Genomic DNA, 14,528 nt, shown 5'->3' with positions numbered 1-14,528 from the left:
ATATCAGGATTCCGTGTTTGATTCCAAAGGACTGAAATCCCATGCGTTTTGCGCACTTCAGGCGGGCAGGCCCAAGGCTTGCGAGGGATGGCGATAGACGTTATTTCTTTGGCAAATGTGATTTTGCGGGGATTGAGCCCGCCAGCAGGAGAAATTCGGATGGCCGGAAAGTTCCGCGAGACCGTCATTCATGAAGTCCCCAAGGAAAAGGCAGAGCCGCAGGCAGAAGCCAATCCGGTATCTGACGAAATTGCCGGGGCAGAAGAAGCACCCGCGCTTTCGCAAGATGCAATCAATGCGCTGGCTGAAGCCAAGGCATTCAAGGAAGCGGCCGCCAAGGCGCGTGAAATCGGCGGACCCAAAGGCCCGGAACCGACCCGCTTTGGTGATTGGGAAAACAAGGGCCGCTGCATCGATTTTTGACTCTGAAGCTCAGAGCTCCAGCAGTTCAAAAACTTTATTGGATGATGCTTCGAGGGTATTCGACAAAACCGATATTCGTGCAGTTTGTTGGGTAGGGTCGTTCGGGGAAATACTATGTTGCCTCAGCCAAGCATAGGACTGATTTAGGTTTCCACTGTTTTTGAAAAATTGGTCCAATAGATACTGATAATTGCTTTTCTGGAAATATTCAGATCTTTGGTAGTTCCAACTGTTGCGTATGCTATTGGGTTTCGGCCATCTCGTGGGGAAACCCAATATTTTCAAGAAAAGATCAGCATCTGATTGTTGGTTCTCGTTTTTGAGGCCTGATTTATGCGCTTGTAGTATGCCAGATAATACCTGCCAAACGACATCGTGAGGCTTTGAACCACATCTCGTAATTTCAATATTAGAAGTGTTGAACTTTGTGTCGTTTGAGATTTTACAGTGTAACGTAAGATTTTGGCCTTGTTGAATGTTTCTGAGAATATGATCAGACGATTGAGCGTCCCACTGTGCCTTTAAGTCAGTTACATTTTCTGGCGAAAGGTTGACTGTAAATCTTCCACAATACTTTGATATCTCAATGGCGCAGAAGAAGCTAAAATAGTAAGATGTTATTAAGGCCCAAGGTCCATTTTCGGTTGGCTTCGAAAGTGCATTATCTAATGCAATCTTTTGCCTTCTGACCCTCTCTGCTCCCAAAAATAAGTCAGTCTTAATCTTGGAAGATATTTCTTGATTTGAAGCGCCTATTTCTACTTTGTTAAAGTCTGCAGTAAAGCTTTGATAGGAAATTTTTCCAGAGACAAGAGAGTTTTTGAAGGAGTTATCGGAGGTTTTTATTAGAGATTCAAATTCATCGATAAAACCTGATCTCCTTATAGATATGTCAAAAAGAGAAACCGACATCTAGAATAAGTCATCCTTGTCGAGTCCAATACTAAGTTCTTTTACTCGAATGTTTATTGCTTTTGATAGGTCATTAATCGTTTTCTCGTTAGATCCTTCGTACCGATCCAGTTCTGCATATTTCAGAGCTTGTAGTATTTCCGAGAAAGACTCTTGTTTGTAGTTCTTTTTGTATAAAGATGTTTTTTGGGCGATTTCATCAAAAGATTTCCAAATGGCTTGGAAGAACGCGGAGGTGAATAATTTTTTATTGTCGCCATTTATTTCAAATAAGACATCAGATGTAGCATTAATGAAATTCTTAATTACCTTTTTTTTCTGATCATAGTCCAACGTTTCCATTAGTTCACTTGCTAGTACCCCATCGAGTGCATTCTTGAATGGGACATGCGATATTTTTCCTGGCGCGCTATGGGTGTCAATCAATCTTCCTTTTAGTGGGGAGTCAGGTTCTGAGTTAAGGTCCTTGAATAGCTTTAGACGTGTCTGGTCTATATCGTCTAAGTCCACTAAGAATTTTGTAAGTTCAATTCGCAAAGTTGCGGGGACGCCTTTCTGAGTTGAATTAATATCGAGGAAGTACTGAACTTCTTGTTTGAGCTCAAGACCTGTAAAAATACATACAGGGAGCATTCTTTTTTCGGGGGTTTCAGTTTCGCTTGCCCCAAAAAGTCTATGCTGCCCATCGATGACAAAAAACTCTTGCTGTCTTGTGTCAAAGGTTATTGATCTATTTTCTTCATCAAAAATCTTACGATCATCCCTGTAGGATAAAATTATTGCGCCAGGAATGATTTTTCCTTCGTCCAAGTATCTAGTAATTTGTTTTGATCGATTTTTGTCAATGTGACGTTGGTATCCAGTCTCTTTATCATCACATGCACGAGAAACCGTGCAGCATTTTCGCAAAGTTCCGGCATCAATTACAGTTACGTAACAATGTACTTCGTTATTTCCGATGTCGATTGCTTGTGCAGTGAATTCATTAGACATGAGAATTCTTTACCTTTGATCCGGCTGCGAACGGTTGAACTTTGTATGTATTCCTTTTTGATCATAGATAGTGCGATAAAAGTAGTGTTCTAGCAAGAGTGGTGTGCTGGTTCGCCGTTAGGTGTTTTAGTGATAAAAAAGGCCGGCGCAATTTGCACCGGCCTTTTTGTTTGGGCGATCAACGCTGTCGCAGATTATGCGCCGCGGATTGCCTTGATGTTGTTGGCATATTCAGACGGGCCGCCTTTGAAGGTGGCAGATCCAGCAACCAGAACATTGGCGCCAGCTTCAATCACCTTGGGTGCGATTTCCGGGTTTACGCCACCATCGACTTCAAGGTCGATGTCACGGCCGGTCGCATCGATCATCTTGCGGATGCGTTTGATCTTCTCAAGCTGGCTTGGAATGAATTTCTGACCGCCAAAGCCCGGGTTCACGGTCATGACCAGAACAAGGTCAACCATGTCCATGACATATTCAATTACACTTTCCGGGGTCGACGGGTTCAGCGATACGCCAGCCTTTTTGCCAAGCGACTTGATCAGCTGCAGCGAACGGTGCAGGTGCGGGCCGGCTTCGGCATGTATGGTGATGATATCAGAACCGGCATTGGCGAATGCTTCGATATAGGGATCGACCGGCGCAATCATCAGATGCACGTCAAACACCTTGTCGCTGTGCGGGCGCAACGCCTTTACCACGTCCGGGCCAATGGTGATGTTGGGCACATAATGGCCGTCCATCACATCAATGTGGATATAGTCGGCGCCAGCTGCGTCAACAGCGCGGACGTCAACGCCCAACTGAGCGAAATCGGCCGAAAGGATCGAAGGTGCGATTTTAATGTTCGACGTGGTCATGCGTCACGGGTCCTGAAGCGATACGGGATTAGGAAATTCGGGCTTCTCTTAACCCAAATTACCCCCCATGTCACCCGAATGGGACTCATGGCTGCCTTGTGTGCGGTTTGTCGTGTCTTTTCGACCTGAAATCAGGCCTTTTTGACAAGACGGGCGCAGAAAAAGCCGTCCATGCCGCCGAAATCGGCCATATGGGTCGGCAGAACGCGCAATTCACCGGCGTCGTTGATGGCCTCACTCCAGCCGCCAAGCTCATCAGCGGTAATGGCTTTGCGCAGATAATTCGGATGATCGGCCAGGAAGGATTTGATCTGATGTTCGCCTTCTTCGGGCTGCAGCGAACAGGTGCAATAAATCAGCTCGCCACCGACATTCAAAAGCTTGTCTGCTTGGTTCAGAAGCTTGGTCTGGATCGGCAGCAAGGATTTCATCAGCTTGTCATTCTGACGCAGCAGAATGTCGGGGTGACGGCGAATGGTACCGGTTGCAGAACACGGCGCATCGAGAAGAACTGCATCGGCACGCGGGGTGTCGGGTGCCAGATCAGTGGCATCACCGGTGACGACGGCTGCACCCAGTGACACGCGCTCAAGGTTTTCAAATACGCGTTTCAGGCGACCTTCGGATTTATCAACAGCAATGGCGCTTGCACCACGTGCGGCCAACTGCATGGTTTTGCCACCGGGGGCTGCGCACAGATCATAGATCGTTTTGCCCTGATAGGCAGTGAATAGGGTGGCCGGGATGGCGGCAGCCGCATCCTGAACCCACCATTCACCATCTTTGTAGCCGGGAAGGTCGCGAATACGGCGACCGCTTTCAAGGCGGACTGATCCGGTTGGCAGGACAAGGCCGTCCACCTGTTCGGCCCAGCTTTCAGACTGGCCTTTATCCTTGATCGACAGATCCAGCATGGCGTGGCCAAGGCTTGCTTCGGCAATTGCCTGACCGATTTCAGCGCCATAGGCCTTTTTCCACGACCCGCGAAGCCAAGCCGGGATGTTGAGCTGCCAGTCTTCAACGCCTTCTGGCCATTCAAAACCATCACGCTGCAAACCGCGCAGAACGGCATTGATCAGTTTGGTGTATTTGTGCAGACCCGCATCACGCGCGAGATTGACCGTACTATCGACAGCGCCATAGTCAGAGGTATCCATAAAGAACAGCTGTGCCACGCCAAGACGCAAGATGTTGGTCAGGCGTGCGGCAACGCGATCCTGTGGCGGTTGATAGCGCGGGGCCAAGACAGCATCAATCTCGCCCAGATGGCGAAGCGTGGTGCCCAGAAGCTGACGCAGGAAATTGCGATCAAGCGACGGCAGGCCGTAGCCATGTTTTGACAGAAGTTCGTCCAGTGTCACTTCGCCACCGCGCAGTTCCTGCAGGGTTTTAAGCGCAAGCATGCGCGGATCGGGTGTCTCGACCGCCTGTTTGCGGGGAGCATTGCGATGCGCGGGACGGGAACGGCGTTCTGTCAAAGGGATATCTCCGGTTTCGTGTTATGTGGTGTAGTTAAGGCCGCGATAGCCAAGTGTAAAGCACCAAGCGTCCATCCGCGCAGCATGGCAGCCCTGTGTGATCGGCCACAGCGCGGATGAAGGTGGGATGGTGATGACCTGAAAAACCTTGCGATGGGGGCAGGGTCCGGCTAATCCAGACGGATCAATTTATGGGACAGCGACAGGGACGCCCAAACGATGACTTTCGCCGGACTTGCGACCTTTTCAAGCATCTTTCTGGTTGCATCGATGTTGCTGACCTGGGTGGTTTTGAACTACCTGCGTAGCAAGGCGATCCTTGATATGCCCAATCACCGCTCAAGCCATGCGGTGCCAACACCGCGTGGTGGCGGGCTTGCGGTAACCCCGCTTTTGATCATTCTTGTTGCGGTGGTGTTTGTCTTTACCGGCGTAACCGCGATCAGTCATTGGTTGATGTTGGCCGCCGCTGCTGGGCTTGGCTTGCTCAGCTGGTTTGATGACAAGCATGATCTTTCTGCTGCTGTGCGTTTTGCCCTGCAGTTCGTTGCCGTGATCATTGGGGTCTTTGCCCTTGATCAACCGGTTCTGGGTGGATTGGTTCCGGTCTGGCTTGATCATGTTCTGGTGGTCTTTGCCTGGGTCTGGTTCATCAATCTGTTTAATTTCATGGACGGGATTGATGGCATTTCCGGGGTGGAGGCGGGTTCGATCGGGCTTGGCGTTTTTATCCTGGCGCTTTTGGTGCCCTTGCCGCAATTCATTGGCCTTGGCTATATCGGGCTTGGCATTCTGGCGATCATGATCGGCTTCCTGATCTGGAACTGGCATCCGGCCAAGTTGTTCTTGGGTGACGTTGGATCGGTTCCGCTAGGCTTTATTCTGGGCTGGGTGTTGCTTGATGTGGCATCGAACGGTGCGTGGGTCGTGGCGCTTATCCTGCCGTCCTATTATCTGTTTGATGCGACCTTTACGCTGATCAAGCGTGCCATGCGCCGCGAAAAAATCTGGCAGGCGCACCGCGAACATTTCTATCAGCTCGCAACCCAGCGCGGCTTTTCCCATGCCCGCGTCTCATCCATGATCCTGATCAGCAACCTGATCCTGATCGGGGTTTGTTTTGCGCAAAATGATACGCCGGACTGGATGCGCGTGATTGCCGCCCTCTTTGTCGTGCTTGGGCTGATTGGTATGATGGTTCGCATGCCGGTCAAAGGCGATCCGAACGCTTAAGGTGATGGCGATATTCGCCTGCGCTTGACTTGTTTGGGGGCGGGCGCGAAAAGAAACCCTTATCCGTCTTCTCGTAAGCGGGTATATCCTTATAAAAACAGAAAACTGCTGCTAAGGGACCGCATGCCGCGCTTACTTTCGCGAAGCCAGATCGCATCCATCCATGACATCATCATGGCGGCATTGTCTTTTCCGCTAGCGCTCTATTTGCGCGTTGGTGACGGCGTTCAGTTTTATGCGCTTGAAAACATTCTGTTTTCTGCCGGTGTGTTCACGATAGTTGCGGCAGTTTCGTTCTGGTATTTCGGGCTTTATCGAGGCATTTGGCGGTATGCGTCGCTCAATGATCTGATGCGCATTGCAAAGGCCGTTTCGGTTGCTGTTGCGGTTCTTTTCCTTGTTCTTTTCCTAACCACCCGTCTTGACTGGATGCCGCGTTCGGCACCGATCATTCAGTGGTTCTTGTTGATGGCATTATTGGGTGGGTCGCGACTAGGCTATCGAATTGCCAAAGACAAATCGACGGCACGTGCATTCGCCCGGCAGGGCACGACGCGCCTGAATGTTCTTGTGATTGGCGCGGGTGACGAAGCCGAGGCTTTCATCCGTGAAACCGAACGTTCGGCAAATACGCCATTCAAAGTGATCGGCATCGTGTCGCTGACAGCTGGCCGCGTTGGGCGGAACATGCATGGTGTGGATGTTCTGGCGACTGTCGATAAGCTTGAAGACGTCATTCAGAAACTCGAAAAAGGCAAGCTTGGCTTGCCAAGGCGTTTGGTGCTTTCCGGAGATGCGTTGCGTCACGAAGACAATGTCAAATGGGTCGAGATTGCTGATCGGTATGGCATGACACTCGCCCGGTTGCCGAAGCTTGGTGATTTGCGCGAAGGACTTGCTGATCCGCTGCAGATTCGTCCAGTGGCGATTGAGGATTTGTTAGGGCGCCCGCAGGCGCGTCTGGACCGCGACAAGGTTCGCGAGATGATTGGTGGCAAGCGTGTGCTGGTGACGGGTGCAGGCGGATCGATAGGCTCAGAACTTGTTCGTCAGATTGCGTCTTATGGCCCCGCCAGCCTAACGCTGGTCGATGCCGGGGAATATAACCTTTATGCCATCGATATGGAGATGGCAGAAAAGTTCCCGGATTTGCTGCGGGAAAGTGTGCTGGGGGATGTTCGTGACCGGACCCGGATTGGTCAGGTGTTTGATCGGTTTGAGCCGGAAATTGTTTTCCACGCAGCAGCCTACAAGCATGTGCCCTTGGTCGAGCATAACCCCAATGAAGGTATCCTGACCAACACGCTTGGAACGCGCAATGTGGCCGAAGCCTGCCGCGCGTCGGGTGTTGGGACCATGGTTCTGATTTCGACCGACAAAGCGGTGAACCCGGCCAATGTGATGGGGGCATCCAAGCGATTGGCGGAGTGTTACTGCCAGGCACTTGAAACCTTGCCAGCCGATTTGCGCGGTCCGACCCGTTTTGTCACGGTTCGTTTTGGCAATGTCCTGGGGTCAACCGGATCGGTGGTGCCATTGTTCAAGCGCCAGCTTGAAGCGGGTGGCCCGTTGACTGTGACCCACGAAGGCATCACGCGATACTTTATGACGATCGCCGAGGCGGTTGAGCTTGTCTTGCAGTCGGCCGAACTTGGGCGTCACGGGGTGACCGATGGCGGCAAGATCTTTGTTCTTGATATGGGGCGGCCGGTTAAAATCGTTGATCTGGCGCGTCAGATGATCCTGCTTTCGGGGCTTCAGCCGGGCAAGGATGTCGAGATCAAGGTGACGGGCCTTCGCCCGGGCGAAAAGCTTTATGAGGAGTTGTTCCATGATAGCGAACCGCCTGTTCCAACCAACACCGATGGTGTGATGTTGGCAAGCCCGCGCGTGGTCGACTACGACCTGATCAAGCAGGTGTTTGATGCACTGGAAGAAAGTGCAACCAGCCGCAATACCCACAAAACCCTGGAACTGATCGGCCAGTTGGTCCCGGAATTCCAGCCGCCCGAGATCGGCGTGAAGTCGATCTTTGCCGTCGAAAGAGACGCGGCACTTGATAAGGCAGCGGGTGGGTCAGCTTAAGCGCCAACCTGATCTCTGAAAATTCCATCCTCTATGCAGCTTCTAGCAGCTTGTTCATTCCCCCAAAGAATGAACTCGTGCGGATTTGTCGTTTGTCATTGCCAAAACCCGGCAATATCTTGCGATCAGAATGACAAATAGGAATGACCCAAGCATCGGGTTGTTCGACTGACCATTACGATCCCGTCTATTGGAGGCCGCATGTCGACAGACGCTTTTGTTCCGGCGGATGAAATCCGTTCGATGTTTTCCACTGCGATGTCAGACATGTATCGCGCCGAAGTTCCGCAATACGGCACCCTGATGGAACTGGTTGCCGAGATCAATCAGGGCAAGCTTGAAACTGACGCCAAGCTGCGCGACCGCCTTGAACATAATGACGAGCTTGATCGCATTGATCTTGAACGTCACGGCGCGATCCGTCTGGGCAAATCCGAAGAGCTTTATAATATGCGCCGCCTGTTTGCCGTGATGGGCATGCATCCGGTTGGCTATTACGATCTGTCGGTTGCCGGTGTGCCGGTACATTCCACGGCTTTCCGTCCGATTGATGACGAAGCACTTAAACGCAATCCGTTTCGGGTCTTCACATCGCTTCTGCGGCTCGAGTTGATCGAAGACGCAGCGCTTCGCACCGAAGCCGAACAGATTTTGGCGGAGCGCGAAATCTTTACGCCGGACGCGCTAAAACTGATTTATCTGGCAGAAAAGAACGGTGGTCTGTATCGTGTGCAGGCCGAACAGTTTGTCGCCGAGGCACTGGAAACCTTCCGCTGGCACAGTGACGCGACGGTAAGCCTTGAGACTTATCAGAAACTGCATGACGCCCATCGCCTGATTGCCGATGTGGTGTGCTTCAAAGGGCCGCATATCAATCATCTGACACCGCGTACTTTGGATATCGATGCGGTTCAACGCGATATGCCCAAGCGCGGCATTTCGCCCAAGGCCATCGTCGAAGGTCCGCCAGCGCGTAACTGCCCGATCCTTTTGCGCCAAACCAGTTTCAAGGCGCTTGAAGAACAGGTCCATTTCGTTGGCGGTAGCCCGAAGGGAACGGTCGGAACGCACACCGCACGCTTTGGCGAGATTGAGCAGCGCGGCATTGCCCTGACGGCTGAAGGGCGCAAGCTTTATGACACGCTTTTGGCGGCAACCCGTCATGCAGTGCAGATCAATGAAGGCGGCTCAAACGCGTGCGATTATGAAACCGAACTTGCCGATCGCTTTGCGGCGTTCCCCGATGATTATGAAACCCTTCGCGTCGAGAAACTGGCTTTCTTCCGCTATAGCGTGACCGAAGCGGGCCAAAACGGCATGAACAAGGAAAACATCGCAAACTCTGTCAATGAGCTGGTTGATCGCGGTTTCCTGCGTGCTGATCCGATTATCTACGAAGACTTCCTGCCGGTCAGTGCTGCGGGGATTTTCCAATCGAATCTTGGCAGTGACGAGCAGAAAAACTACGCCGAACAGTCCAATCAGGACGTGTTTGAAGAATGCCTTGGCGCGAAGGTTTCAGATGAACTTGCCCTTTATGCAGAGCTTGAACAAAGCTCGCTTACGGACGCATTGACGCAGCTTGGGATCAAGAAAAAAGTCGCCTGATCCTAGGCTTATAAAATCTTGCATGGGGAGGTCACAGGGCCACCCCGTTTTCGCTACGGCAGATTGGATAAGCTGGCGCGATTGCAAAAGGCCGCCATGCAAGAATTCGGGGTCCACTTTTTGCGTCGCACATGCTAAAGCTCCGCGCGAAACATGGTTCGGAACTCATTGATCATGTGTCGGCCGGGTTGGAATGATTGTATTTTGACCCCGTTAAAAGGCCGGTCTTGCCCGCAACATTGTCACTTTCGCATGTACGAGCAGCCATGCGCATTTCTGATTTTGTGGGCCGATATATCATCAATGGGTCCGGTACCTTCATCACATTGATGCATGAAAGCGAACCCAATGACTGCTCGTATTGCGCGCGCGCTTATTTCCGTTTCCGACAAGACCGGTCTGGTCGAATTTGCCAAATCCCTTCACGCCCAGGGCGTCGAAATTCTGTCGACTGGCGGCTCCGCCAAGGCGATCGAAGCTGCTGGTGTGCCAGTTAAGGAAGTTGCCGATCATACCGGTTTTCCTGAAATCATGGACGGTCGTGTCAGACTTTCATCCGAAAATTCACGGCGGCCTTCTGGGCCGCCGTTCTCTTTCCAGCCATATGCAGGCGATGGAAGATAACGACATTTCCCCGATCGATCTGGTTTGTGTGAACCTTTATCCGTTCGAAGAAACCGTTGCCAAAGGTGCGGATTTCGACACCTGCATCGAAAACATCGATATCGGTGGTCCGAGCATGATCCGCTCTGCGGCAAAGAACCATGAATCGGTCACGGTTGTTGTTGATCCGTCCGATTACGACCGTGTCGTTGCCGAGATGAATGATAATGGTGGTGCAACCACTGCTGAAACCCGCCGCGTTCTGGCTGCCAAGGCATTTGCCCGTACTGGTGCTTATGACTCGGCAATTTCCAGCTGGTTTGCCGGTGAGCTTGGTGAAACTTTCCCGCAGCGTCTGAATGTTTCGGCTGAACTGAAACAGACCCTTCGTTACGGTGAAAACCCGCATCAGCAGGCAGCGTTCTATACCAACGGCAAAAACCGTCCGGGTGTTGCAACCGCGACCCAGCTTCAGGGTAAGGAACTGTCGTTCAATAACCTGAACGACACCGATGCCGCGTTTGAACTGGTGTCCGAGTTTGACGAAAAGCCCGCTGTTGCGATCATCAAGCATGCCAACCCGTGCGGCGTTGCCGAAGGCGCAACCCTGATTGAAGCCTATAACAAGGCGCTTTCTTGTGACCCGGTTTCGGCATTTGGTGGCATCATTGCGGTTAACCGTACCCTTGATAAGCAAACCGCCGAAGAAATCGCCAAGCTGTTTGCCGAAGTCGTGATTTGCCCGGATGCAGATGACGCGGCCATGGAAGTTCTGGCTGCGAAGAAAAACCTGCGTCTTCTGGTCACCGGCGGCATGGCCGATCCGGAAGGCGAAGACATGACCCTTCGTTCGCTGGCGGGTGGTTACCTGCTGCAGAACCGCGATGCAGGCCGTGTGAAGCGCGAAGAACTCAAAGTCGTCACCAAGCGCAAGCCGTCTGATGCCGAACTTGATGATCTTCTGTTTGCCTTCCGCGTTGGCAAGCATGTCAAATCAAACGCCATTGTCTATGTCAAAGACGGCAAGACCGTTGGCGTTGGTGCAGGCCAGATGAGCCGCGTTGACAGCTCGCGCATTGCAGCCTGGAAAGCAGAAGAAGCTGGCAAAAACGCTGGCGAGGACGAACTGCGCACCAAGGGTTCGGTTGTATCGTCTGATGCGTTCTTCCCGTTTGCGGATGGTCTTCTGGCAGCGGTTAAGGCCGGTGCTACTGCTGTTATCCAGCCGGGTGGTTCGATGCGTGACGAGGAAGTCATCGCTGCTGCTGACGAGCACGACATCGCGATGGTCTTTACCGGTATGCGTCACTTCCGCCACTAAAACCTGCTGATATCGAAAACAAAAACCCCGGGGAAATTCCCCGGGGTTTTTTGCATTCTTAATGCCACAAGAAATCACACAGCCGGTTGGCTTCCCTTGGCGGTGCTGTCCTTGGTCGAGGGGTTGTCATCGTCATCATTGCTGTGTTCGATAACCGTACCGTCTTGTTCGATTGCAGCTGGTGCCTCGGTATTCGGTTTGGCTTTGGCGGCCGGATCCTGATGGACGCGCAGCGGTGCACGCCACTCGACACTGCCAAAGGAATGGCAGGACGGGCAGGAAACCACCCAACGATCGGTTTCTGCACCACATCCACCACAACGCCAATCCGGATCAGGGTTGGCGTGACTTGCCTTGATCAGAAGATCACGTGCCTTTGCACCATCCTGATTTTCACGCAGTTCAAGATCGGCAAGAAGCCGGTAATGGCGGGCTTGCGCCTTGGTTGCCATTGCCTTTTCAAGGTTGCTGCGTGCAACACCCCAAAGATCAGCCTCAAGGGCGGCTTCGGCCAGAATGATCTGGCTTTCAACATGATCCGGGTTGGTGGTAACCAGCTTCTCAACCGCTTTGACCTTGGCCAGTGGATCACCGGTCAGGGTTTCGCGGAAAATGGCACCAAGGGCCGCAGACGGGGCGACCCGCCAGCTTTGTGTGACAACTTCGCGTGCCTTGTTTTCCTGTTTGATGTCGCGATAAAGGCCCGCAAGGAGCACGGCTGCACCGGTAAAGTCGGAAGCGGCATTGAGAGCCTTACGCAGAAGTTTGATTGCTTCGGCATTTTCGCCTGCGGCAATGGCATCTTCGGCCTTTGCCGTGATCAGAAGGGCACGGCGACGGGTCAGTTCCTGTTCGCCAAAGACGGATGCCTTTTGCGCATCGACCAGAAGGCTGAGCGCACGGTCCCATCGTTTGGATGTCAGAAGCAAGTCAAACAGCGTGACGATGACGGCCGGATTACGCGGACGCAGACGATGTGCGCGTTCGGCGTAATCAAGGGCCGCTTCACGGTCATCAGCCTTAAGTGAAAGCTGCAACAAACCACGCAGACCGAAAAAGGCCGAGTCAGGTTTTTCCAGCATCGCTTCGAATTGGCGTTTGGCGGCATCATTGTTGCCGTCAAGCTCGGCCGCCTGCGCGGTCAGAAGCCGTGTCAGCGTATCGTCTTCAAGATAACGATCAACCGCACGGGTGTGTTTGAGTGCCTGGCGCACATCACCAGATGCCAGTTCCAGCAAACCCATGGTTAGAGCCTGTTGGCCTTTTTTGCGGCGGCGGCTGCCCAGAAGACGGCCGAGCCAACCCGGTGAATTGGCAATGATGGTCCAGCCACGCCATGCCAAAACCAGAATGGCGGTCAGAGCCAGCAGGCCAAGGGTTACCATCCCGATCGAACCATCAAACCGATAGCCCAGCCAGACAATGGTCATGCTGCCCGGATTATCTGCAAACCAGACGGTGCAGAAAACCAGAACGGCCGTTATCAGGATAAAGGTCAGAAGGCGGATCATTGGCTACCCTCCGCCCCGGTCAGAAGGCCGATGGCGTGTGCGTTAAGTGTCGCGATGGAACTGTTCAGAACCTGACGATGTTCTGCGGCGGTAAGCCAGTCGCTTACGGCTGCTGCGGCGTGGTCGCCTTCAACACCCTTAAGCGCTGCGATTGCGGCATCAAGATCATCTTGCGCCAGTGCGTTTTCTGCCAGAACCAGTCGGCCTTCAAGCAACTCTTCACCCGCAGCATCAACACGGCGGATTGGAACCAGCTTTTTGATATTGGCCCATGTGGCATCCAAAACACTACCCGAATGATCGTCGGTTGCGGCAGCAACTGCTTCCTGTGCCATGACCGGGAAGGACTGACGCAGTTTTTCAAGTGTCGGTGCGCCTTCATCAGCAAGCGGTTTCAGAGTTTCGATCTGCTGTGCAATCAGCGGATCGTCGCCAGCACTGCGTTCAAGCTGGTTAAGGGCAATGATGAAGGGCCCACCGCGCTGCAGGGCATCGCGCAGGATCGTGACGCCCATGGCAATCGCCTGACCACGGCTTTCGACACGAAGGCCGCTGGTTGCGCGGACTTCTTCTTCCATGGTCGACAGGCGTGCGGAAAGCTCGCGCATTTCATTGGCGACACCGGCAAGTTCGCTTTCAACCCGTGCCAGTTCTTCAATCGGTGCGGTCCGGGTTTCAATCTCGGCCATACGGCGTGCGACGGTGTTATTCAGCGTATCGCCACGTTCGTTGTTCAGGCGCTCGCGAAGGGCGTCAATGGTACCTTCAAGGCGTGACAGACGTTCGGTCAGGTCCGGGTCAATGACAACCGAGCCATCCGGAATTTGCGCGGCCTCAGCCATGCCAGTTGTTGGTGCGGATGGCGCTGCGGTGTCGGTTGCGACTTCTGCATCATCCTTTTCCGCCATGGCAGCATCTTCGCTTGGTGCTGGCATGCTGTTGGTTTGTGCACCCTGATCATTCGTGGTTGGGCTGTTGGTTGCCGTGATCGAGGTTTCGGATGCGTCATCGGCATCAAAACCGTCCGGCGCAATTTCAGCCAGAATGTCATTCGGCACATATTGAGTCAGGATCGGTTCGGCATCACGCCACCACATCGCCCGTGTCAGCCAGCCTGCGGCCAATGCACCAACGATGATAATCACAAACAGGAACAGTGCCTTGCCGCCTGATCCTTTGCTTTTCGCCTGAGCTGCTGGTTTTGCCGCACCTGGTTTCGCAGAGCTTGCACTAGGCGTGATCTTTTCGGGGCTGTCACCAGCGGGTTTTGAGGATGAGCTGTCGTTTGGTTTGTTGCTGCCTGCGTTTGGAACGCTGGATTTTGCCGTGGTGCCGGTATCAGCCTTTTTGGCGTCCGGACTTGCATTTCCCTTGCTATCAACGGAAATGGTTTCGGTCGATTTCTTGGTATCGGCCGATTTGTCGGAAGCATTGGTTTTTGGCGTTTCTGGTGTTTTCACGATCGGACCATTGCAGTTTGCGGTTATTCCCAAAACGGCGT

10 protein-coding genes and 1 pseudogene are annotated in these 14,528 nt (G+C 52.8%); 5 read left to right on the top strand and 6 right to left on the bottom strand.

Going from position 1 to position 14,528, the window contains the following annotated elements; genetic code table 11:
* Positions 1-159: 159 nt before the first annotated feature.
* Positions 160-423 (top strand): DUF1674 domain-containing protein, encoded by a 264-nt coding sequence (locus tag ACMZ66_RS00905; RefSeq protein WP_416933542.1) that lies wholly within the window; start codon positions 160-162, stop codon positions 421-423.
* Positions 424-432: 9 nt separating this feature from the next.
* Here ACMZ66_RS00905 and ACMZ66_RS00900 read toward each other — a convergent pair whose 3' ends face one another.
* The 4 genes from ACMZ66_RS00900 to ACMZ66_RS00885 form a co-directional block, all read right to left on the bottom strand.
* Entirely contained in the window at positions 433-1,335 is a 903-nt protein-coding gene (locus tag ACMZ66_RS00900) for a hypothetical protein (protein WP_416933541.1), read from the bottom strand.
* Positions 1,336-2,328: a DGQHR domain-containing protein gene (locus ACMZ66_RS00895; RefSeq protein WP_416933539.1), complete on the bottom strand. Its 993-nt coding sequence runs from the start codon at positions 2,326-2,328 to the stop codon at positions 1,336-1,338. It lies immediately after the preceding gene.
* Between the two features lie 194 nt (positions 2,329-2,522).
* Positions 2,523-3,188, bottom strand: coding sequence for a ribulose-phosphate 3-epimerase (rpe, locus tag ACMZ66_RS00890; protein WP_416933537.1), 666 nt, complete (start codon positions 3,186-3,188; stop codon positions 2,523-2,525).
* A 131-nt stretch (positions 3,189-3,319) separates the two neighbouring features.
* Positions 3,320-4,666: an RsmB/NOP family class I SAM-dependent RNA methyltransferase gene (locus tag ACMZ66_RS00885; protein WP_416933535.1), complete on the bottom strand. Its 1,347-nt coding sequence runs from the start codon at positions 4,664-4,666 to the stop codon at positions 3,320-3,322.
* Between the two features lie 219 nt (positions 4,667-4,885).
* Between ACMZ66_RS00885 and ACMZ66_RS00880 the strand changes: the two genes are divergently transcribed.
* The 4 genes and pseudogenes from ACMZ66_RS00880 (at position 4,886) to purH (ending at position 11,516) form a co-directional block, all read left to right on the top strand.
* On the top strand, positions 4,886-5,899 hold the full coding sequence (locus tag ACMZ66_RS00880) for an MraY family glycosyltransferase (RefSeq protein ID WP_416933533.1): 1,014 nt from the start codon (positions 4,886-4,888) through the stop codon (positions 5,897-5,899).
* 123 nt (positions 5,900-6,022) lie between these two features.
* Positions 6,023-7,984 (top strand): polysaccharide biosynthesis protein, encoded by a 1,962-nt coding sequence (locus ACMZ66_RS00875; protein WP_416933531.1) that lies wholly within the window; start codon positions 6,023-6,025, stop codon positions 7,982-7,984.
* A gap of 201 nt (positions 7,985-8,185) precedes the next feature.
* Positions 8,186-9,592, top strand: a complete 1,407-nt coding sequence (locus tag ACMZ66_RS00870) for a VOC family protein (RefSeq protein WP_416933529.1) — start codon at positions 8,186-8,188, stop codon at positions 9,590-9,592.
* 348 nt (positions 9,593-9,940) lie between these two features.
* Positions 9,941-11,516, top strand: a pseudogene (gene purH / locus ACMZ66_RS00865) (bifunctional phosphoribosylaminoimidazolecarboxamide formyltransferase/IMP cyclohydrolase).
* 74 nt (positions 11,517-11,590) lie between these two features.
* Here the strand turns inward: purH and ACMZ66_RS00860 are convergent.
* Positions 11,591-13,027 (bottom strand): heme biosynthesis protein HemY, encoded by a 1,437-nt coding sequence (locus ACMZ66_RS00860; protein ID WP_416933527.1) that lies wholly within the window; start codon positions 13,025-13,027, stop codon positions 11,591-11,593.
* Positions 13,024-14,487, bottom strand: coding sequence for a COG4223 family protein (locus ACMZ66_RS00855; protein WP_416933525.1), 1,464 nt, complete (start codon positions 14,485-14,487; stop codon positions 13,024-13,026). The genes ACMZ66_RS00860 and ACMZ66_RS00855 overlap by 4 nt, the downstream gene beginning before the upstream one ends.
* Positions 14,488-14,528: the final 41 nt, after the last annotated feature.

It is taken from the genome of Thalassospira sp., from assembly GCF_048059015.1.
GTDB lineage: Bacteria > Pseudomonadota > Alphaproteobacteria > Rhodospirillales > Thalassospiraceae > Thalassospira.
This window is presented reverse-complemented; position numbering and strand designations above follow the sequence as displayed.